We start from the raw sequence: 19,670 nt of genomic DNA, 5'->3' as shown, positions 1-19,670 counted from the left end.
ATTTCAAAAAAAGACACGCGCCCTGCAGAGAGGCCGCGCGCAAGGCAAACAGGGTCAACCGGCGGCCCGGTTCATTTGCCGTGAGGTGCTGTTGCGCCAGCGGGCCAGGTGCTGTTCGCAATAGCGCCGCAGCAGACGGAGCAGCTGTGTTTGCTCGTCGACCAGATAAAAGTGATGGCCCTCGAACATGTCCAAAGAGAATCCGGTGCGGGTCTCTTCCTGCCAGTCGAGCAGTTCCTCGACGCTGATGCTGTCCTGCTTGCCGCCAAATACATGGATCGGCACGCTGAGTGGCTCGCGCACGCCATACACAAAGCTGCCGCAGAGCAGAAAATCGGCGCGCAGGATCGGCAGCATCAACTGCATGAGCTCCTGATTGGCGATGACGTTTTCGCTGGTGCCCTTGAGCGTGCGCAGCCGGTCGATCAGTTGCGCATCGGTCTTGGCGGCGACGTATTCGCTGACATCGCGGCGCACCGGACCGGCAGTCGCTGATGCGAACAGCGCCAGCGGTGCGGGCAGACCGCGCTCGCGCAAGGCGTGCGCCAGCTCAAAGGCCAGCAGCCCGCCCAGACTGTGGCCAAACAACGCATAGGGCTTGTCCAGCTCGGCGCTGATTTCGTCGGCCAGACGGTTGGCCATTTGCACGATATCGGTCTGCAACGCCTCGTCCATACGCATACCGCGGCCGGGAAGCTCCAGAGGCCGTACGTTCAGCCACTCCGGCAATTTGCGCCGCCAGGGGCTGTAGAACATCGCGCTGGCGCCGGAAAAAGGCAGGCAGAACAGCGTCAGGCTCACGGACGTACTCATATCTGAACCGTCCGTCTGTTGGCGCGGATGTGAAAGCGGCGTTGCGCGTGATCGAAGCGCATGGGGTTCTCCTGAGGTATTCCCTGGCCGCAACCGTGGTCGGGCCTGTCACCAATGAGAACGGATGGCGTCTGCAAATAATTAGTGGAGATGCGCGTCGCGAGAGCGCGCCTGACGAGGCCGCACTGTTAAAGTGCGCTGATTGGCTTTCGCATTTGACAATAATTATCATTAAGGCTAATTTGTTGCCCCATGTGACGGCGCTGCCCCTCCTGCGGCCCTCCCCCTCAATTGTTCAAGCAGCAAGGTGAATTCCATGACGGAACACGTAATCACAAGTAAGTGCGACTCACCATTACTCCAGGCATTCGTCGACAACTACTTGCTGCTGGTCAAAATCGCGGCGCGCATCGTGGGTTGCCGGTCCCGGGCCGAGGACGTAGTGCAGGACGCCTTTTTCAGACTGCGCTCGGCACCTCAAGCCACGCTGACTTTCAAGGCCCAGCTCAGTTACCTGTTTCAGATCGTGCGCAATCTGGCCATCGATCATTACCGCAAACAGGCGCTGGAACAGAAATACACCGGCCCCGAGGCCGAGGGGCTGAATGTGGTCATTCAGGGTGCATCGCCGGAAACCTCGCACATCAACTTCTCCAGCCTGGAGAAAATTGCCGATGCCCTGACCGAACTGCCGCCCCGCACCCGCTACGCGTTCGAGATGTACCGTCTGCACGGCGTGCCACAAAAGGACATCGCCAAGGAACTGGGTGTGTCGCCGACGCTGGTCAACTTCATGATCCGCGATGCGCTTGTTCATTGCCGCAAGGTCAACGGTGCCAACGCTGAAGCGTGATAATTCAGAAATACAAAAAAATCCGGAGCACTGGCTCCGGATTTTTTGTTTCTGCCTTGAATAGACAGTCGATCAGCGGCTGACCTGATATTCAGGCTGTACTTCCGGCATGGCCGAAGAGTGGTGGTTGAGAATCTTCCACTCGTTGCCGATGCGGTGGTAAAGGAACGAATAACGCGCCTGTACCTTGGTTTTCTTGCCGTCTGCAGCCGTCAGAGTGAAGGTGTAGACACCGTTGTCCGCAGCGGCATCAGGCCCCAGACGACGAATCTCACGGTAGTTGATCTCGCCAACCGGTTTAAGCGCCAGGAAGTGATCGAAGTAGTCGGTGATCTCTGCCGGAGTAGCACGCACCTTGTTGGAGACCGTAGGCTGCAAGACTGCGTCCTGCGCATACAACGAGGCGACTGTCTTCGAGTTACCGGTCTGCAGGGCCTTGTTCCAACGGTCAAACAGACCGGCGATTTCCTTGTCATTCACATTGCTTGGCGTCTCGGCCACCATGCGGTAGGTGTAGCCGGACGGCTCGGCAGCAGCCTGAACCATCGGTGCACTCACAGCCAGCAACAGGGCCAGGGCGGTCAATTTAGTTTTCATCGCTACTCTCCTACGGGGTATCTGTTCAGGGATTCAGTGAGTGCCACTTTGCCCTCCCCGCCACTGCGCGCCATCGGCCAACCGGGGTTAACTGTGTATGCCAATCGGCAGATAGGCTTTATCTCCTGATAAAGTTCTAATAGCGTCACTTCCGTTATGCCCGCGCGGGCATCCACCCTCGCTGGAGCTCCCCATGCAAAGCCCCCCCCATGACCCGGCAAGCGCGCTGGCAATCCGCAATCAGTATCGCCAGTCGCAAAGCCGCGCTGCTCGCCTGCGTCTGTTAGTGGATACCGGTCAGGAGCTGACCCAATTACCTCCCGAGGCCATGCGCCAGCGAGTGCTGCAGCGCGCCTGCGCATTCGTCGCCATGGACCATGGCCTGCTGCTGGAATGGGGCACCGACAACAATGTGCAGACCACCGCCAGCCATGGCAATGCCGACCGCCTGAGTACCCTTGAAACAGTTGCCGACCCGCTGGCCATCGGCCCGCAATGGCTGGAGCGCAGCGGTCCCGACTTGCCTTGTGTGCTGTTATTGCCGTTGCGTGGTGCCGACGAAGGCTGTTTCGGCACCTTGATGCTGGCCAACAGCGTAGGCATCAATGCCCCGGACAATGAGGACATCGAGTCCCTGCAACTGCTGGCAACGTTGCTGGCGGCACATCTGGAAAACAATCGACTGCTTGAAGCACTGGTCGTCAGAGAGCGCACCATGTCCGAACTGGTCCGCCAGTTGTTCACCGCTCAGGAAGACGAACGCAAACGCATGGCCTACGACCTGCACGACGGGCTGGCCCAGACACTCGCCGGTCTGCACCAGCGACTGCAGGGTTTTGCCGGTCGCTGTCCGGAACTGCCTGAACCGCTGGATGCCGACCTGCAAGCCATTCTCAAGCTGGCGCAGCACTGCGTCGGTGAAGGTCGGCAGTTGATCAGCGGTCTGCGACCCAGCGTGCTGGATGATTTCGGGCTGTTGCAGGCAGTCGACAAGGAAGCCGACCGGCTGCGTGAAGCGGGCATCGCCGTGCAGTGGACTTCGCGTTCCCAGGCACGCTTGCCCAGCCATCTGGAAATTGCGTTATTCCGCATCGCTCAGGAAGGCATCAACAATGTCTTCAAACACGCCGGTGCCAGCCGCGTAGAATTGGCGCTGGAACTGAGTAACGACAATGTTTCACTAAGCCTGGAAGACAACGGCCGGGGTTTCATCACCGAAAAGCCGCGTAACGGCAGTAGCGTTCAAAAGCTGGGCCTGGTGGCCATGCAGGAACGCGCCAGCCTTCTGGGCGGTCGCCTGACCTGCTTCAGCCGCCTTGAGCGCGGCACCCGGCTGCGCGCCATCGTCCCTTTTACCGCAGACAAGGCAACAACATGACTGACACTGTGCGACTGGTTTTGGCGGACGATCATGAAGTGACCCGCACCGGGTTCGTCTCGCTGCTGGCGGGGCATCCGGAATTCGAAGTGGTCGGCCAGGCCGCAGACGGCCAGCAAGCCATCGACCTGTGCCAGGAACTGCAACCGGACATCGCAATTCTCGACATTCGCATGCCAGTGCTCAACGGACTGGGCGCTGCGCGAATTCTCCAGCAGCGTATGCCGGACCTGAAAGTGGTGATTTTCACCATGGACGACAGCACTGATCATCTGGAAGCCGCGATCAGCGCAGGGGCGGTGGGCTATCTGCTCAAGGACGCCAGCCGCGACGAAGTAATCGCCGGTCTGCAACGTGTGGCCCGTGGCGAAGAAGCCTTGAACAGCACCGTCAGTGCGCGCCTGCTAAGGCGCATGACCGAGCGCAACACCAGTGGCGCAGCCCTGCCGGAATCCCTCACACCTCGCGAACGTCAGGTACTGGGACTGGTGGCGGGCGGCTTCAGCAATCGTGAAATCGGCGAAAAACTCGGCATTACTACCGGCACCGCCAAGGCACACGTGGAAAAAGTCATCGGCAAACTGGGTGCCTCGGACCGTACTCAGGCCGCCGTGCGTGGCGTGGCGCTGGGCCTGGTGAGCCAGTCGACGAGCGAGTGGCGATGACGACAACCGGAAGCAGTCGCTGGGAAGACCTTCCGTTACGCGGCAAGGCGCTGGTGGCCATTTCTTTGCCCCTGGCGATTCTCATGTTCTCGCTGGTGCTCATCTATATCGCTGAACGCCAGACCGCTCAGGCAGAGGAAGATGTACGCCGTGTGCTGCTGGTGCAAGGCGACATCCAGACACTGCACACCCAGATCGCAGAAGGTGCGGCCAGCGTACGCGGCTACCTGCTGACTCATCAGGAAGACTTCCTGCCTGGCTACATCAACGCGCAGCCGCTGATCGGGGCGGCGTTGGCGCGACTCAACGACAATGTGCGCGATGAGCAGATGCGCGAACACCTCAAAGCCATCGAGCCGCTGATCAACGCCAAGGTCGACGGCCTGGAAAAACTGCGCTCGATGAGCATGGAAGATCAACAAACCGTTGCCCGCATTCTGGTCGAAAACAAGTACGTGCTCGACCAGTTGCGCGAGCGGATCGGCATCATGCGCGAGCGCGAAGACGCCTTGCTCGCCGAACGCACCGAAGCGGCGGCCGCTACCCGCGAACGCCTGCTGCGCTCGACCCTGCTGGCAGCCGCCTGCGGAATATTCGGAGCCATTCTTGCCGTGCTGATGCTGTCCAAAGGCATCGTGGCCAGGGTGCATCAGGTGCAACGCAATGCTCAGCGGCTGGCGCTCGGGCACCCGTTGCTGCCCCAACCCCCGGAAAAGGACGAAATAGGCCAGCTCGGCACCCGACTGGTCGAAGCCGGTCAATTGCTCGCCGAACGCGAACGCGCGCTGCGCGACAATGAAGAACGTTTGCGGCTGATCATCGAAGGCGTGAAGGACTACGGCATATTTGCGTTGGACCGCAACGGCTATGTCACCACCTGGAACGCAGGTGCCGAGCGTATCAAGGGCTACACAGAGCAAGAGATCATCGGTAAGCACTTCTCTGTTTTCTACCTGCCGGAGGAATGTCCGCAACACCCTGACATGGCATTGCGTGAAGCAACGGTCAACGGCCGCTACACAGAAGAAAGCTGGCGCAGACGCAAGGACGGCAGCCGTTTTTGGGCCAGCGTGGTGATTACCGCCCAATACGATGGCAATGATGAACTGCGCGGCTTTTCCAAGATCACCCGTGACATCAGTGATCGTCGTGTCGCCGAAATAGCCCTGGGTACGGCCCGCGAGGAAGCCGAGCGGGCCAGCCGGGCGAAAAGCGAGTTTCTCTCGCGCATGAGCCACGAGTTGCGCACGCCCCTGAACTCGATTCTGGGCTTTGCCCAGTTGCTGGACATGGACTCGCCTGCAAGCCAGCGACCGCAAATCGGCCATATCCTGAGAGCCGGTCAGCACCTGCTGAAACTGATCAATGAAGTGCTCGACATCGCCAGAATCGAAGCCGGGCATGTGTCCCTGAGCCTGGAACCGGTATCACTGTCGAGCGTACTTGAAGAAGCGCTGGTGCTGGTCTCGCCGATGGCGGCTGATGCCAACATCGAATTGAAGGCGTTGCCGCAATTGCCTGACAAGCTTGGCGTGGTCGCGGACCGCCAGCGCTTGATTCAGGTGTTGCTCAACCTGCTGTCCAACGCCATCAAATACAACCGTCCCGAAGGTCAGGTGCGGATTGAAGTCGAGCAGTCGGACGAGCGCGTTACCGTGAGCGTAATCGATACAGGCTACGGAATTGCGCCAGAGCGTATCGGGCAGTTGTTCAAACCGTTCGAACGACTGGATGCCAACCCGAGCGTCGAGGGCACCGGGCTGGGGCTGGCGCTGAGCAAAAGCATGCTGGAAATGATGCACGGTACCCTGTCAGTGCAGAACACACCGGCTGAAGGCTGCCGCTTCATACTCGAGCTGCCACTTGTTCTGGTGCACGCCCCCACAGCTCCCCTGCCACAGACTGGCATGCCTGCTGACGCCGCCCCTGTCGCCCGCCTGCCTGCTCGCCCTGCTTATCACGGCAAGCTGCTGTGCATCGAAGACAACCTTTCGAGCATGGCCTTGATCGAGACGCTGATGCAGCGCAGGCCCGGTATCCAGCTGCTGTCGAGCATGCAGGGGCAGCTGGGGCTGGATCTGGCCCGCCAGCATGCTCCTCAGCTGATTCTGCTGGACCTGAACCTGCCGGACATCAAAGGCCTTGAGGTGCTGCATCGTCTGCGGCGCTTGCCGGCTACGGCCAATACCCCCGTCCTGATGATTACAGCTGACACCAGTGATAAAGCCAGTTGCGAACTGAAACAGGCCGGTGCAACGGCCATTCTGACCAAACCCATTCAGGTGCCGGTGTTTCTTGCCCTCCTGGACCAGTATTTACCGGAGCCAACATGACCGGAGATTTTCGCATTCTGATCATTGACGACCAGCGGCCCAACCTTGATCTGATGGAGCAACTGCTTGCCCGCGAGGGCCTGACCAATGTGCTGAGCAGCACCGAGCCGTTGCGCACGCTGGACCTGTTCAACAGCTTTGAGCCGGACCTGGTGGTGCTTGATCTACACATGCCCGAATTCGATGGTTTTGCGGTTCTGGAACAGCTCAACCGGCGCATTCCGGCCAATGACTATCTGCCGATCATGGTGCTGACCGCCGACGCGACACGCGATACCCGACTACGCGCACTGGCGCTGGGCGCACGGGATTTCATCAGCAAGCCGCTGGATGCGCTGGAAACCATGCTGCGTATCTGGAACCTGCTGGAAACCCGCGCGCTGTATAAATCGCTGCGCAAGCTGGTGCCGCCGGAAAACATCGAGCTGTTGCGCCAGCCACGGACGCTGGCGCAGCAGTGAGGCGTCTTTATTTGATGAGCGTCACCGGCACTGACACTTCATGGATCACCCGCGTGGCTACCGAGCCCAGTAGCAGGCCGCCAAAGTTGCCTAGCCCGCGGGTGCCCATGACCACAGCATCACACCCCAATCGCTGAACCTCGGCTTCTACCTGCTCGGCGACGTTGCCCAGCTCGACATGGGCCTGGAACGGCACGCCCGCCGCGGTCAGCAGCGCAATCGCATCATCGAGCACCCGCTTGCCTTCATTGGTCAGCCCGGCCTTCACACCATCAATCATGTCGGGGGCCAGATAAAGGCTGTAATCAATGGGGCTGGCCTGCACATTGAGGATATGCACCTCAAGCGATTTGGTGAGGTCGCCAGACAATTCGATGACATAGCCCAAGGCACGCATGGCGTGCTCGGAGCCGTCGAAGGGAACCAAAACTTTGTGCATGTGCGCTTTCCTTGAGGGGGTATGCGATCAATATAATCCGTTGGCTGGTGGGCAACCACTGCTGAACGGCAGCTTGTTGATTCAGGACAATGTGTGCTGGCCTTTACAACCGGCGCGCCCCGACCTCTCCCCTCTGCCACTGTTGATAGCTAAAGCGCTGACTGCGACAGGTATCCTCCGTCAGAATGGATGGTATTGGTACAGCCAGCTCTCGGTTAAAGTTAGCTCACCCAGTCGCAGATACAGACGCATGTCTACCGGTTCTGCACCTTCTACCGTCAGGTCGAATTGCGCCCGCCAATGCCCCGCCAGACCGTCAGGCACTGCCTCGGTGAAAATATTGGAGAAAGTCCCTCTTGAGCTGGACAATACCGCTTCCGGAAACGTATTGAACGGCACTTTTTCCAGAGTGCGGCCCTGAAATTCGACGACAAATTTTCGCACGCCTTGCGGCCGCGTCTGTCCTGGCCGGCCACCATTACCGAAACGAGTCGCTACGCAATGAGCCAACTCACCGGGGCATGGCTCGTCCGCCAGCCAGTGCAGACGATAACGCAGCCGGTAATCTGTTCCAGGGCCTGCCGGTTTTTCAGGTACCCACATGGCGACGATATTGTCGTGGATCTCATCGTCTGTAGGAATTTCAACCAACTGTACGGCGCCTTTCCCCCAATCGCCCAAGGGCTCGACCCACAGGCTCGGCCGCCGTTCATAATGCACGCCATCCAGGTAATGGCTGAATTCGCGATCCCGCTGCAGCAGACCGAAACCTCGCGGGTTATTGTCGCTGAAGGCAGATGCCATGGTTCTCGGCGGGTTGTTCAACGGTCGCCATATTCGCTCGCCTGCACCGGTCCAGATCGCCAGTCCGTCGGAGTCATGCACCTCGGGCCGCCAGTCAGCAGCTGTTTTCTTGGTCTGTTCACTGAACCAGTACATTGAGCTGATCGGCGCGATGCCGAACCTTTGCACTTCGCCGCGCATGAACAGTGCGGCCTCGACCTCCATGACCACCCCTTTGCCCCGCTGTATGGCAAAGCGATACGCCCCACAGATGCTCGGCCCGTAAAGCAGTGCATAGACAACGACCGAGTCGGATGTATTGCTGTCCGGCGATTCAAACCAGAAGTGAGTGAAGTCGGGAAATTCTTCCGCACGCTCGGGCTGGGCGACATCCAGCGCGATACCACGTGCGGAAAGTCCATATTGATACAGCTCGCCAATGGCACGAAAGTACGCAGCGCCGAGAAAAGCCGTCCAATCGTTATTACGCCAATCCAGTTTTTGCTGATCGCCTGTTCGACTTTCCTGAAAGCGAAACCCGGCAAAGCCAACACCCTGAGTCAACTGACGCGCAGGGCTGTCTTCGGGCATGTCGAAATACGCCTGATCGTAGAGAATTTCCTTGGCAGCACCCTTATCGACGACATAGAGCCGCACCAGCTTGGGGAAAAACTTCCCCGGGTGAAAAAAAGTGATAGGAAACTGGCCCGGTCCCTCCGCGAACAATGCGTACTCCGGCTTGAAGCGAATCTTGCCGTGAGCGTCGTAGTCCAGTTTCGCCAGTACCTCCGCCGAAAGAGTTGACGGCACAATGTACGGCTGTGAGGCGGCCTCTTTTGCGCGCTGCCCTAAAAGATCAAACGAAAAGGGCTCGCTATCGCCCATTTTCAGCGGCTCGTCAGCCTGTGAGGAAGAAGGGATACCTGATACGAACAACAGAGCAGATATCGAAGAAAACTCGAGAAAGTTTCGTCGATTCAACATGGTGGGAAGTGACCTGGTGGGGGTAGATCTGGTGGGCGGTAGACCTGAGCATAGATCAGTCCGCCAAATACACCCGTTCAGCTCGTCCGATTAACTCAATGCCCCTCAAGGAACGCCGCTGCCTGATCCAGCAACAGCATGGGATTTTCGGCCTTGTGTATATCAACCGACAGCAACTGACGGAAACGCCGTGCGCCGGGGAAACCCAAACCAAGCCCGAGCATGTGCCGAGTGACATGGTGCATGTTGCCACCGCTGGCAATATGCGCCGCAATGTACGGCCGCATCGACTCCAACGCATCGTAACGACTGATAACCGGCGCAGTGCTGTCGAACAACTGCTGATCAACATGCGCCAACAGATACGGGTTGTGATAAGCCTCACGGCCCAGCATGACGCCGTCGAAGGTCTGCAAATGTTCGCTGCACTGCTCCAGCGTCTTGATGCCGCCGTTGAGTACAATCTCCAGGTCAGGAAAGTCAGACTTCAGTTGCGCGACCACGTCATAACGCAGCGGCGGAATATCGCGGTTTTCCTTGGGAGACAGTCCTTCGAGAATCGCGATACGGGCGTGAACCGTAAAACTCCCGCAACCCGCCTCCTGAACCTTGCCAACGAAATCACACAACTCGGCGTAGCTGTCGCGGCCATTGATACCTATCCGGTGCTTGACCGTAACCGGAATACCAACCGCATCGCGCATCGCCTTCACGCAATCCGCCACCAACTCAGGATGCGCCATCAGGCACGCGCCGATCATGTTGTTCTGCACCCGATCACTCGGGCAACCGACGTTCAGATTGACCTCGTCGTAGCCCGCCTCTTCAGCCAGCCGGGAACAGGCAGCCAGGTCCGCCGCCGTGCTACCGCCCAACTGCAACGCCAGCGGGTGCTCGGTCTCGTCATGACGCAAGAACCGCTCGCGGTCGCCGTGCAGCAAGGCACCGGTGGTGACCATTTCGGTGTAGAGCAAGGCATGCTTTGAGAGCTTGCGCATGAAGTAGCGGCAATGGTGGTCGGTCCAGTCCATCATCGGTGCAACGGAGAAGCGGCGGGACAGCGAAAACGCTGAATTCTCAATGTTTGCTGGGGTATCTCGTTTTTCGCTGATCATAATTACTGGTCTTTTATACAGCTATTTTTACCCGTTTTTGCTTGTTTTTCATGAGCGGTTGCTACAATGTAGCAAATCGATTCTGAAATGTAGCAAATGAAATGGGCACGATCACAGCACGGAAACGCAAAGACAAAAGCACTGGCTTCACAGCTCAGATTCGGATCAATAGGGTCGGCCTGCCAGTTTATCAGGAAACCCAAACCTTCGACCGTAAGCAGGTTGCCCAAGCCTGGATCAAGAAACGTGAAGCGGAGCTGACAGCACCTGGTGCTATCGAACGCATAAACCGCAAAACCGTCAGCATCAAGCAGATGATTGATCGATACCTAGACGAGTACGAGAAGGTTCGCCCTATAGGAAAGACCAAGCGGGCAACCCTTACTGCCATCAGCGAGAGCTGGCTGGGAGCGGTGGCGGACTCAGCTTTGACTAGTCAGAAACTGGTTGAGTACGCGCAATGGCGAATGGGCAAGGAAGGTGGAGGCGTCCAGGCGCAAACTGTGGGCAATGATTTGTCGCACCTGGGAGCAGTACTGTCTGTAGCAAAGCCAGCATGGGGATATGACGTTGCGCCTCATGCAATGTCGGATGCGCGAATCGTCCTGCGTAAGCTGGGAATGGTCAGCAAGAGTAAAGAGCGTACTCGGAGACCTACAAAAGACGAACTCGCCGCCCTGTTCACGCATTTTTTTGAGATGCAGATACGTAAGCCATCTTCGATCAATATGCCTAAAGTTCTGGGGTTCGCGATATTTTCCACGCGAAGGCAGGAAGAAATCACCCGCATTCGCTGGGACGATCTGGATGAAAAACGCCAGGCCGTGCTTGTCAGAGACATGAAAAACCCTGGACAGAAGATAGGCAACGACGTCTGGTGCTACCTGCCTAACGAAGCATGGGCGATCCTGCAAAGCATGCCCAAAGGATGCGCAGAGATTTTTCCCTATAACTCAGACTCGATCTCTGCCGCATTCACACGAGCTTGTAAGTATCTCGAGCTAAAAGATTTGCGCTTTCATGACATGCGACATGACGGCATAAGCAGACTTTTCGAAATGGACTGGGACATCCCCAGGGTATCGAGCGTATCAGGCCATCGTGACTGGAACTCTTTACGACGGTACACGCACCTACGAGGACGCGGCGACCCCTACCTTGGTTGGGAGTGGCTTAAGCGTATTGTGGATGCAAAAGTCGACCTCGGTGCACGTACTGAATATCAATCAACTGGCGAAGAGAAGAAGGCTGTCAGCCAAAAACTCCGATCTTGATAGCTCGCAGGATGGGTAGTAAGTTAGGATATGCTCTCAATTTTTAAAGCAGGAAGCTGATATGTCTTTTGACACATTTATGCAGGTAGAGGGTGTAGAAGGAGAGTCTCTGGACGACGCCCACAAAGGCTGGATAGAACTACTGTCCTACCATTACGACGCAGTTCAGTCGGTCAGTACAACTGCCTGTTCTAGCGGCGGCGCGACTGCAGGAGGCGTGACTCTGGGCGACCTTAGAGTGAGTAAATACATAGATAAAGCAACACCCAAACTATTTGAACTTTGCTGCCGCGGCTCGCACATCAAAAAAGTAACTATACGGGTACACCGCGCAGGCACCGAGAAATTTAAATATCTAGATATTGTTCTTGAAGAAGTGTTGATATCAACGGTTAGCGGTAATGGCGCGGAACATGCCGGCCTTCCCAAAGAAACGATTACACTAAACTACGGCCGCATAAAACTCGAGTACTCACAACAGCGGCGCGCTGATGGCGGCAGTGCAGGAATAGTTTCAGGAGGCTGGGACAGAACCGCCAAGAAACCTTTCGCCTAGCAGAGAACCATATTCAACATAGTAACTCAGAGCAGGCCCGCACCTTTGCGGGCCTAACTATGCCTACCAGTAGAAAAACAACACTAGACACATCAAGACAACTGTTGATATAGCTTCTTTTCTAGACAAAGCCAAACCGATAAAGATCTGCGAAACTATCAAGATAAAAACAAGAAGACCTCGAAACGTTTCCCGATTACCGGAATCATCTTCCAATGGCATTAGTGGTACATCTTGAGGTAACGGAGCCATTTCACTCGGCTCCATCCAATCATATGGCGACCCTTGAGTCCAAGCGTAAAACAGCAAACATGTAAAGAATATAAAATAAAGTACAACCCTGAGCAGAATATATTTTATCTTCATGATCTCACATCATCAATTTGTTATAGCGAAGCCAATGAGTCACAATAAAGTTTCCGTATCTAGTATCCTTCTTAATATCTTCAAGAGACGGACCCGTGCCCCGATTATAGCGAGCACCGATTATTCTGACCTCGTCCATACCGATGGATGTAAAATGATCATGATCAGCAAGCATACGCAAATGCCTAGCTGCAATATCGATATTATAAACATCATTCTCAATACAGTTTGCCAAACTTCGCAACTGGCTAATATCCATTTTCTCAGCATCGAGCCCCAACGTGATCGCCGCCGTGCGCAGCTGTATGCTAACCCAGCCAAAGCTAGTCTTTCTTTCCGGAGTCGAGATATTTAACGGATCATGAGCCCTAATCTCAAACATTACTCTGTCGACTATATTCGGATCCCCCGCAGCTTCAATCCAACAAACTCCGGCTAACAGCTCTACGGGAAGTGAATATTTTACTGCCGCAGCTTTTATATACTGTTTATTATGAACCAACCAAGCATCTTTAAAACGCTGTATAAAAGGAATACCTCCGCCCAGAATCGCTGGAAGGCCTTTCCATATTGCAAAATCAATAGGAGTCCAAGTGGGACTATTATTGGACTCTGGTGTGCAAAACTCGTTCATATCCACTCATCCGTGACTTAGCCTGCGTAAGCATACTGTATCACCATACTCAATCCTCAGTGTAGTATCCGTTAGCCTACTTGAAGGTGGAGATCAGAACAAACCACCAAGCTCGGCAGGCTCCCAATTCATGATAACCAGCTCACCGCTGACATCAGCCTTTCCCTTTCTCTGGTTTGCCGTGCTGTAGCGAATGTCGACCGTTTCAAAATGGAAGCCTTCAAACACACGTCGTATGTCAGGGTGGTCATTGATACTTACCATCACCCGTCCTTTGCACCGGCGCATGAAATCGGCCATACGCTCATAGTTCTCAAACGGAAAATCCACACCGTACCCGGCCGTCTGCCAGTAAGGCGGGTCCATGTAATGGAATGTGTGAGGCCGGTCGTAGCGCTCTGCGCAATCCAGCCACGGCAGGTTCTCCACGTACGTACCCGACAAACGCTGCCAGGCCGCAGAAAGGTTCTCCTCGATCCGCAGCAGGTTGATGGCCGGCCCGGTCGTGGCGGTACCGAACGTCTGCCCGCTCACCTTCCCTGCGAAGGCGTGGTGCTGCAGGTAGAAGAACCGGGCTGCACGCTGGATGTCGGTGAGGGTTTCGGGACGGGTCATCTTTTGCCACTCAAACACCTGGCGCGAGCTGAGTGCCCATTTGAATTGGCGGACGAACTCTTCAAGGTGGTTTTGGACGACGCGATACAGCGTCACCAGATCGCCGTTGATGTCGTTCAAGACCTCAACGGGGGCAGCCTGGGGACGCATAAAGTAGAGGGCCGCACCGCCAGCGAACACTTCGACGTAGCATTCGTGGGGTGGGAACAGCGGGATGAGACGGTCGGCCAGGCGGCGTTTGCCGCCCATCCAAGGGATGATGGGTGTAGACATGGAAAGCAAGACCTTTACTGTATGTATGAACAGGTGCTAGGCTCGCTCCGCTTTGTGCACGAAGCGAGAGCCTTGGCTGGACTTGCAGGGGCTATCTGCGGGGACGGCGACCAGCCTTGATGTTGACGCATCTAGGCTGGTCGCTCTTTTAGTTTGCGGCTTTAAGTCTGTTGACAATCAGTCTGGCAAGACAAGTCAGATGCCTTGCTACACAGGGCTATGAACCGCCCCGGGTTTCTCGGAGACTCCAACCTTTGAGAGGATGGAGCGATGAAAAAACTACCGAAGTATTCCCCAGAGGTCCGTGAGCGGGCCATCAGGATGGTTTTCGAACACCTTCCTGAGTACGAGTCGCAGTGGGCCACCATCAGTGCCATTGCCCCCAAGATCGGCTGCACGCCCGAGACATTACGGCTGTGGGTTCGCCAATCTGAGCGCAACAGCGGCCAGCGTGATGGGCTGAGCACAGTCGAACGTGAGCGAGTCAAGCTCTTGGAGCGTGAGAACCGTCAGTTGCGTCAAGCTAACGAGATCTTGCGTAAGGCCTCAGCCTATTTTGCCCAGGCGGAGCTCGACCGCCCATTCAAACGATGAAGACGTTTATTGATGAAAACCGCCAGTCTTACGGGGTCGAGCCGATTTGCAAGGTGTTGCCAATCGCCCCGTCGACGTACTACCGGTACGCTGCTCAGCAGGCTGACCCCAGCCAGCAGTCAGCGCGTGCGCAGCGTGACCAGGAACTGGGTGAGCACATCCAGCGAGTCTGGGATGAGCACTTCCAGGTATATGGCGTGCGCAAGGTCTGGCGACAATTGCTGCGTGACGGACTGCAAGTCGCCCGCTGTACGGTGCAACGTCTGATGGGAGAGCTGGGCCTGCAAGGCGTGGTACGCGGCAAGCCCGTCAAGACGACGGTCAGCGACCAAGCCAGGCCGTGCCCGCAGGATCATGTCAACCGTCAGTTTGTGGCTGAGTGCCCGAACGCCCTATGGGTATCGGACTTTACCTACGTCAGTACCTGGCAGGGTTTTGTTTACGTGGCCTTCATCATTGATGTCTTTGCCCGATTCATCGTCGGTTGGAAGGTGTCCAGTTCAGCGCGTACCGATTTTGTACTCGATGCACTGGAGCAAGCCCTTTACGCCCGTCGCCCAGTCAAGCAGGGTGGACTCATTCACCACAGTGACCGTGGCGTGCAGTACGTGTCCATTCGCTATACCGAGCGTCTTGTCGAAGCCGGTATTGAGCCATCGGTCGGGAGTGTCGGTGACTCTTACGACAATGCTTTGGCTGAGACCATCAATGGTCTTTACAAGGCTGAAGTGATTCATCGACGCTCTTGGCCCACACGGGGGGCGGTGGAGCTGGAAACCCTGAAATGGGTGGACTGGTTCAATCACCGCCGCCTGCTGGAGCCAATCGGTCATATTCCACCGGTCGAAGCAGAAGCAATCTATTATCAGCAACTCACCGAGTCTGCCCAGGTGGCATGACTCAAACAAAAGGGTCTCCGAGAAACCCGGGGCGGTTCACAGCAGCCACAGGCTGGGGTCGGGGTTCCGGCTTCGGCTCAGGTTTGGCCTCGACACTCAGACGCTCGGCCACAGGGGCTTTTGCGTGACCGGTGTCGTCGAACAGACCGGCTTGAGCCAAGGCATTTTTGAGCCTGCCCCAGTCATGTTCACCGTATCGATGCAGCCCCAGGTAATTAGCCATCGCCAAGCTGTACACCAGCAAGTCCAGCGCTTCGTTGCGCTCTGCCTTGCCCTTCACCCACTCGATGCGCTTGAAGCCTTTGACATAGCGAGTAACCTTGCGCTCGGCCACACATTGGGCGAAGAAGTCATCGGGCAAATCCTTGGCGAAGTGCAACGCGCCCGGCCCGCTTTCCAAATGGTAGCGGTTGTAAATCCAGTCCTTTGCAGTGTCGGTGCCGACCATCCACAGCTCCGCACCGTTGCGCTCGGTCTGACCTTTCCATGTGACGTCTACCAGTGAGGGCCGTTGAGCGATAACCGGTTTGCCGGGTTTGCTTGCGCCTTTGATGGCGAAGACATTGCGCCAGCGTCGAACGCGACAGAACTGATACACCTCGTGAGTGTGGTGCCCCCCTGAGTCGACACCCGTTGCCAGGATCGCCAAGCTCACGCCACACGGGTGGCGGTAGCGCTCTTTGAGCTTTTCATCCAGCACTAGCCAGGTGCGATCATCGGAGGGATCGCCCATGATCACTTGGAAGTCAACGATCCAGCGCTCCATGCCTTCGCCCCAGCCAACCACCATCATTTCCAGACGGTTGGCCTGCACGTCGACAGAGGCCGTGAGCGACAGAACACCGGCAGGCATAGAGCCCAGCACGTAGTTTTCCTGCAGGGCTCGGGCTTGCAGCACGGCTGCTTTGGTCTGCTCCTGAGCGCTGTCCCACACCTTGGCAAGACGGGTGTTGTAAAACACCTGCATCGGTTCAAGGTCGCCGCGATCCTGGGCCTTTTTGGCCTTCTCATATTGCTTGGCGAGCGTGACCCAACTCGTCCAACCGAGTGGTGCATACAGCGCATTGAGATGAAAACCGACGGTCTCTCCGTCGCCCTGGGCATGTGAGCGCCATTCGCCACGGGCGAGCATGTCCCCCTTGTGAAACTCCTCGATCAGGACATCGCAGTCAGGACCGGCGCACTGGTAATGGACGGTGCTAAAGTCCGGCGAATACAGCAGGCGCTCCCACTCCAGCGTCTGCATGTGCCCACATGTAGGGCATGGCACGTAGTAGTAGCGCTGGTCGCTGGTCGAGAACAGGTCATCGATACGCGAAGCGCCTTTAATGGTCGGCGAGCTGGAGAAGTAGAACTTGGCGTTGCGCCCGAAGGTACTGCCCCGCGTTTCGGCCAGTTCTATCGGATCACCCTCTTGATCGACATCCACGTCCCAGCGATCCACCTCATCACCGTAAACAAACCGTGCCGAAACTTCGGAAAGGTTGGCTGCAGAACCGGCCGTGGTGGCGTACAAAGATCCGCCCTCGAACTCTTTGGTGTCCATGGTATTGCGAGCGTCCCGCGAGCGCGGTGAAGCCACACGTTCGCGCAGAACGGGAGTCGCTTTGATGGTTTTGCTGATCCGCGATGACACACGCTTTGCCAGAAAGAGGCTAGGGAGCAATGCCAGAATGTTCGATGGCGACAGGTGGATCAGCGCGCCGATCCAGTTCAGCGCAATCTGGGTTTTCATCAACTGCGACGCCACCATGGTAACCACCCGCTTGCACGGGTGAGCCGGTGACAGACATCGCATTGGCTCACGCGCATAAGGCGTGCGGGCCGTCCGGTATTGGCCGGGCTCTGCTGCGCCAGTGTTACGCGGGATGCGCATGTACTCATCGGCCCATTCATCGACCCAGAGTTCCGGGTCGGGCTCAAGCCCACGGCAATACGCTTCGCGGTAAACCTCGGCACCGTCTGCATATCCAGTGGGCATAGGTTTATTTCTCGGTCATGGCATGTTCAAGGTCAGCGGTGGTCATGCGAATAGCATCCTCAAAGACGCGGCGGAATGCTCCCGTCAGGTGTTTTTCGATTTGCCACGGGTCGGTCATTGCAGCCAGCTCGGGAGCCAATTGGGGAGAGAGGCCGAACATGAGGTCGCGCACGGTACGGCCAGCGGTGAAGGCGGCTTTTGAAACCGCTTCCCGCAAAACCAGATTGCCTTGGACCTTATGAAACTCAGACTCGGCCAGCCGCCCGAGGTAGTACTCGCGATGCGCTCTGGACTTCTGAAAGTCCGGGCCTTTGCTCGGGGGCTGCACCGCAGGTGTTTCGGCGCTCGGCGAAAGCTCGCTGTAGACACCGCGATCAATACGACCTTCTTCATGGCGGGCCGCGACAGCGGCTTTGCTGGGATCAGCGGATTCGGCCAGCAGCGCTTCGGTTGCTTCCAGATCCACCTTCCCGTCCGGCGTGAGAACCAAGCGTTCCTGCTTTGCCAGTTTGGAAACGTAGGATTTGGCCCAGCCGCGCCGTGCTGCGAAGTCCGACTTGCTGATCACTGTCATGCTGAAATGTCCTGTTCACCCAATGAATATGGGGTGTTCACCTGTTCACCGCAGTTCACTAAGCTGGTGAACCGTCCGCTAACCAAATCCCGCGAGTCCGCAGCCCCGTATACCCCGAAATACCCCAGGGTCCCCCGCCACCTGGGGATTTCCGGGGGAACTCCAGCCGAAAAAATCGCCCTGCTGCCCTCCTGACCGAGGACAGGGGTCGCCCTACTTGCTCTGGCTGCGCAGGATCTGCGCGTCGACCTGATCGGCACAGGTGTCGAGCAGCTTGATGGCCTGATCCTTCAGCTCCCAGACGTCGCCGTTTGAACGAAGGTCAGCCTCATCGGCGTTGACGCGTTCGCAAGGGATCAGCTCAGGGGGTTCGATTCGGACTGCTGATGTTTTTGTTATCACTGCTGGCTTTGCCGCGCAGGCCGTCAGGCAAAGGCTGAGAAGCCCAATCACGAACAGGTTTGCTGGTGCGTTTGAGATCATCGAAGTCTTTCCTCGCCCGTTTGGCTTTGTCTTCACTGGCCTTGAGCCGCTTGTTCAGATCGATCTGGTAGTCAGCATTACGCTTGGCTTCTGCCCGTAGCGTGGTGATGGTCGCCTCGCTCTCTTTGTTGGCAGCGATGGCTTCGTTCTTGCTCTTTGTTTCAAGTTGCATGGCGCCGGTGATGGCGACGACCCGGTACTGCTGAATGCCGACAAGCAACAAGCCCACCAGCCCGATGATGATTGCAGCAGCGATGGCTTTCATAGGGAATCCACCTTGCGGCCAATGAATCGGGTAACCAACTCGCGAATGGCCGTGACGCCGAGAAAACCAATCGTTCCACCTGCAGCCACCGAGAGGCTGGGCGGCCAAGTCATCCATTCAATCAGGCTGGAAGCAACCAGGCTCAACGCGCCGCAGATCAGCGCTTCAAAGAAGATCCGACGCTTACTGGTTTCTTTGGCGTCGTAGAGGATGCGCAGTAGAGAGACGATGATTGCCATGATCGCGCCCTGCCATAGTGGATTGGAGAGGGCCATCCAGACGTGCGCCCATAAGTCGGGGTTCTTTTCGGGCATGGTGCGCATCCGGTTACCACCCTTCGGGGTGAGCTAAAAACAAAAAACCCGGCGCAAGGGCCGGGTTTGGGGGGTAGTGCGTGTGCCGCTGCGCGGTCGCACCTATCGAAGATGACTACTTTTTACAGGTGGATTCCGGTGGCAGCAAGCCAGAATTAATGCCACCGACGAATATGTAGGCAACACAGCACCAACGCCCCGGCAATGTAGGCGAATACCCTCACTCGGCTATTCGCTTTTTTGCGCATGTCCCACTGTCCCACTAGGCTAGAGACAGGTGGGACGCTTGAAGCCCCCGAAAACAAAGCGTTGTCCCACTGTCCTACCTTTATTGTTATTTCTCCGTGTAAAGAGAGAGTATTTAAACGCACGCTGACGCGCGCATAGCGCGTGATGGTGCCCGCTACGCTACATGTGGGAA

Annotated in this window: 21 protein-coding genes and 1 other annotated feature; of the genes, 8 read left to right on the top strand and 13 right to left on the bottom strand. The window is 57.0% G+C overall.

Going from position 1 to position 19,670, the window contains the following annotated elements; all coding sequences use genetic code 11:
- Positions 1–54 precede the first annotated feature (54 nt).
- Positions 55–813, bottom strand: coding sequence for a thioesterase II family protein (locus tag AC4ANE_RS10835; RefSeq protein WP_002552914.1), 759 nt, complete (start codon positions 811–813; stop codon positions 55–57).
- Between the two features lie 316 nt (positions 814–1,129).
- On the opposite strand from AC4ANE_RS10835, the gene AC4ANE_RS10830 reads away from it, so the two are divergent.
- Positions 1,130–1,666 (top strand): RNA polymerase factor sigma-70, encoded by a 537-nt coding sequence (locus AC4ANE_RS10830; RefSeq protein WP_002552913.1) that lies wholly within the window; start codon positions 1,130–1,132, stop codon positions 1,664–1,666.
- A gap of 72 nt (positions 1,667–1,738) precedes the next feature.
- On the opposite strand, the gene AC4ANE_RS10825 is transcribed toward AC4ANE_RS10830, so the two are convergent.
- Positions 1,739–2,263, bottom strand: coding sequence for an SgcJ/EcaC family oxidoreductase (locus AC4ANE_RS10825; RefSeq protein ID WP_002552912.1), 525 nt, complete (start codon positions 2,261–2,263; stop codon positions 1,739–1,741).
- A 193-nt stretch (positions 2,264–2,456) separates the two neighbouring features.
- Here AC4ANE_RS10825 and AC4ANE_RS10820 point away from each other — a divergent pair, with 193 nt between their 5' ends.
- From AC4ANE_RS10820 to AC4ANE_RS10805, 4 genes are read left to right on the top strand one after another with little or no spacing between them, the layout of a single operon-like run.
- On the top strand, positions 2,457–3,641 hold the full coding sequence (locus AC4ANE_RS10820; RefSeq protein WP_005746811.1) for a sensor histidine kinase: 1,185 nt from the start codon (positions 2,457–2,459) through the stop codon (positions 3,639–3,641).
- The gene (locus tag AC4ANE_RS10815; RefSeq protein ID WP_002552911.1) at positions 3,638–4,306 is read left to right on the top strand and encodes a response regulator; all 669 of its coding nucleotides are present in this window, start codon (positions 3,638–3,640) and stop codon (positions 4,304–4,306) included. Before AC4ANE_RS10820 ends, AC4ANE_RS10815 begins: the two co-directional genes overlap by 4 nt.
- Positions 4,303–6,639, top strand: coding sequence for an ATP-binding protein (locus AC4ANE_RS10810; RefSeq protein ID WP_460408916.1), 2,337 nt, complete (start codon positions 4,303–4,305; stop codon positions 6,637–6,639). The genes AC4ANE_RS10815 and AC4ANE_RS10810 overlap by 4 nt, the downstream gene beginning before the upstream one ends.
- Complete coding sequence (locus AC4ANE_RS10805; protein WP_002552910.1) at positions 6,636–7,100, top strand: response regulator; 465 nt, start codon at positions 6,636–6,638, stop codon at positions 7,098–7,100. The genes AC4ANE_RS10810 and AC4ANE_RS10805 overlap by 4 nt, the downstream gene beginning before the upstream one ends.
- 7 nt (positions 7,101–7,107) lie before the next feature.
- Here AC4ANE_RS10805 and AC4ANE_RS10800 read toward each other — a convergent pair whose 3' ends face one another.
- The 3 genes from AC4ANE_RS10800 to dusA form a co-directional block, all read right to left on the bottom strand.
- Entirely contained in the window at positions 7,108–7,539 is a 432-nt protein-coding gene (locus AC4ANE_RS10800) for a universal stress protein (RefSeq protein WP_002552909.1), read from the bottom strand.
- Positions 7,540–7,719: 180 nt separating this feature from the next.
- Entirely contained in the window at positions 7,720–9,207 is a 1,488-nt protein-coding gene (locus tag AC4ANE_RS10795) for an OpgD/OpgG family glucan biosynthesis protein (RefSeq protein WP_031594926.1), read from the bottom strand.
- A 194-nt stretch (positions 9,208–9,401) separates the two neighbouring features.
- Positions 9,402–10,421 carry a tRNA dihydrouridine(20/20a) synthase DusA gene (gene dusA, locus AC4ANE_RS10790; RefSeq protein ID WP_460408914.1) on the bottom strand — a complete coding sequence of 340 codons (1,020 nt, stop codon included), beginning with the start codon at positions 10,419–10,421 and terminating at the stop codon, positions 9,402–9,404.
- 101 nt (positions 10,422–10,522) lie between these two features.
- Between dusA and AC4ANE_RS10785 the strand changes: the two genes are divergently transcribed.
- Together AC4ANE_RS10785 and AC4ANE_RS10780 are read left to right on the top strand one after the other, a co-directional pair.
- Complete coding sequence (locus AC4ANE_RS10785; RefSeq protein ID WP_460408913.1) at positions 10,523–11,695, top strand: tyrosine-type recombinase/integrase; 1,173 nt, start codon at positions 10,523–10,525, stop codon at positions 11,693–11,695.
- A gap of 61 nt (positions 11,696–11,756) precedes the next feature.
- Complete coding sequence (locus AC4ANE_RS10780) at positions 11,757–12,251, top strand: Hcp family type VI secretion system effector (RefSeq protein WP_460408912.1); 495 nt, start codon at positions 11,757–11,759, stop codon at positions 12,249–12,251.
- Between the two features lie 63 nt (positions 12,252–12,314).
- On the opposite strand, the gene AC4ANE_RS10775 is transcribed toward AC4ANE_RS10780, so the two are convergent.
- From AC4ANE_RS10775 to AC4ANE_RS10765, 3 genes are all read right to left on the bottom strand, one after another.
- On the bottom strand, positions 12,315–12,617 hold the full coding sequence (locus AC4ANE_RS10775; protein ID WP_460408910.1) for a hypothetical protein: 303 nt from the start codon (positions 12,615–12,617) through the stop codon (positions 12,315–12,317).
- A gap of 4 nt (positions 12,618–12,621) precedes the next feature.
- Positions 12,622–13,251 (bottom strand): hypothetical protein, encoded by a 630-nt coding sequence (locus AC4ANE_RS10770; RefSeq protein ID WP_460408908.1) that lies wholly within the window; start codon positions 13,249–13,251, stop codon positions 12,622–12,624.
- Positions 13,252–13,344: 93 nt separating this feature from the next.
- Complete coding sequence (locus AC4ANE_RS10765) at positions 13,345–14,139, bottom strand: DNA adenine methylase (RefSeq protein ID WP_460408906.1); 795 nt, start codon at positions 14,137–14,139, stop codon at positions 13,345–13,347.
- A gap of 270 nt (positions 14,140–14,409) precedes the next feature.
- Here AC4ANE_RS10765 and AC4ANE_RS10760 point away from each other — a divergent pair.
- A protein-coding gene (locus AC4ANE_RS10760; protein ID WP_095178853.1) for an IS3-like element IS51 family transposase occupies positions 14,410–15,632 on the top strand; the annotation gives its coding sequence in 2 pieces (ribosomal slippage) (positions 14,410–14,695 and positions 14,695–15,632; 1,224 coding nt in all).
- Positions 14,688–14,804, top strand: a sequence feature (AL1L pseudoknot). It overlaps the preceding gene by 117 nt.
- 1 nt (position 15,633) lies before the next feature.
- On the opposite strand, the gene AC4ANE_RS10755 is transcribed toward AC4ANE_RS10760, so the two are convergent.
- From AC4ANE_RS10755 to AC4ANE_RS10735, 5 genes are all read right to left on the bottom strand, one after another.
- Complete coding sequence (locus AC4ANE_RS10755) at positions 15,634–17,613, bottom strand: phage terminase large subunit family protein (protein ID WP_460408904.1); 1,980 nt, start codon at positions 17,611–17,613, stop codon at positions 15,634–15,636.
- A gap of 4 nt (positions 17,614–17,617) precedes the next feature.
- Entirely contained in the window at positions 17,618–18,187 is a 570-nt protein-coding gene (locus AC4ANE_RS10750; RefSeq protein WP_054080297.1) for a hypothetical protein, read from the bottom strand.
- Between the two features lie 213 nt (positions 18,188–18,400).
- Positions 18,401–18,589: a hypothetical protein gene (locus AC4ANE_RS10745; RefSeq protein WP_460408903.1), complete on the bottom strand. Its 189-nt coding sequence runs from the start codon at positions 18,587–18,589 to the stop codon at positions 18,401–18,403.
- Positions 18,549–18,935: a hypothetical protein gene (locus AC4ANE_RS10740; RefSeq protein ID WP_096114789.1), complete on the bottom strand. Its 387-nt coding sequence runs from the start codon at positions 18,933–18,935 to the stop codon at positions 18,549–18,551. The genes AC4ANE_RS10745 and AC4ANE_RS10740 overlap by 41 nt, the downstream gene beginning before the upstream one ends.
- On the bottom strand, positions 18,932–19,258 hold the full coding sequence (locus AC4ANE_RS10735; RefSeq protein ID WP_460408902.1) for a phage holin, lambda family: 327 nt from the start codon (positions 19,256–19,258) through the stop codon (positions 18,932–18,934). The genes AC4ANE_RS10740 and AC4ANE_RS10735 overlap by 4 nt, the downstream gene beginning before the upstream one ends.
- Positions 19,259–19,670: the final 412 nt, after the last annotated feature.

It is taken from the genome of Pseudomonas sp. Pme6b, from assembly GCF_058129925.1.
This window is presented reverse-complemented; position numbering and strand designations above follow the sequence as displayed.

Bases quoted from the DNA above. Each gene is read 5' to 3' on its own strand.
- AC4ANE_RS10835 (WP_002552914.1), bottom strand. From the start codon at position 813: ATGAGTACGTCCGTGAGCCTGACGCTGTTCTGCCTGCCTTTTTCCGGC.
- AC4ANE_RS10830 (WP_002552913.1), top strand. From the start codon at position 1,130: ATGACGGAACACGTAATCACAAGTAAGTGCGACTCACCATTACTCCAG.
- AC4ANE_RS10825 (WP_002552912.1), bottom strand. From the start codon at position 2,263: ATGAAAACTAAATTGACCGCCCTGGCCCTGTTGCTGGCTGTGAGTGCA.
- AC4ANE_RS10820 (WP_005746811.1), top strand. From the start codon at position 2,457: ATGCAAAGCCCCCCCCATGACCCGGCAAGCGCGCTGGCAATCCGCAAT.
- AC4ANE_RS10815 (WP_002552911.1), top strand. From the start codon at position 3,638: ATGACTGACACTGTGCGACTGGTTTTGGCGGACGATCATGAAGTGACC.
- AC4ANE_RS10810 (WP_460408916.1), top strand. From the start codon at position 4,303: ATGACGACAACCGGAAGCAGTCGCTGGGAAGACCTTCCGTTACGCGGC.
- AC4ANE_RS10805 (WP_002552910.1), top strand. From the start codon at position 6,636: ATGACCGGAGATTTTCGCATTCTGATCATTGACGACCAGCGGCCCAAC.
- AC4ANE_RS10800 (WP_002552909.1), bottom strand. From the start codon at position 7,539: ATGCACAAAGTTTTGGTTCCCTTCGACGGCTCCGAGCACGCCATGCGT.
- AC4ANE_RS10795 (WP_031594926.1), bottom strand. From the start codon at position 9,207: ATGGGCGATAGCGAGCCCTTTTCGTTTGATCTTTTAGGGCAGCGCGCA.
- dusA (WP_460408914.1), bottom strand. From the start codon at position 10,421: ATGATCAGCGAAAAACGAGATACCCCAGCAAACATTGAGAATTCAGCG.
- AC4ANE_RS10785 (WP_460408913.1), top strand. From the start codon at position 10,523: ATGGGCACGATCACAGCACGGAAACGCAAAGACAAAAGCACTGGCTTC.
- AC4ANE_RS10780 (WP_460408912.1), top strand. From the start codon at position 11,757: ATGTCTTTTGACACATTTATGCAGGTAGAGGGTGTAGAAGGAGAGTCT.
- AC4ANE_RS10775 (WP_460408910.1), bottom strand. From the start codon at position 12,617: ATGAAGATAAAATATATTCTGCTCAGGGTTGTACTTTATTTTATATTC.
- AC4ANE_RS10770 (WP_460408908.1), bottom strand. From the start codon at position 13,251: ATGAACGAGTTTTGCACACCAGAGTCCAATAATAGTCCCACTTGGACT.
- AC4ANE_RS10765 (WP_460408906.1), bottom strand. From the start codon at position 14,139: ATGTCTACACCCATCATCCCTTGGATGGGCGGCAAACGCCGCCTGGCC.
- AC4ANE_RS10755 (WP_460408904.1), bottom strand. From the start codon at position 17,613: ATGCCCACTGGATATGCAGACGGTGCCGAGGTTTACCGCGAAGCGTAT.
- AC4ANE_RS10750 (WP_054080297.1), bottom strand. From the start codon at position 18,187: ATGACAGTGATCAGCAAGTCGGACTTCGCAGCACGGCGCGGCTGGGCC.
- AC4ANE_RS10740 (WP_096114789.1), bottom strand. From the start codon at position 18,935: ATGAAAGCCATCGCTGCTGCAATCATCATCGGGCTGGTGGGCTTGTTG.
- AC4ANE_RS10735 (WP_460408902.1), bottom strand. From the start codon at position 19,258: ATGCGCACCATGCCCGAAAAGAACCCCGACTTATGGGCGCACGTCTGG.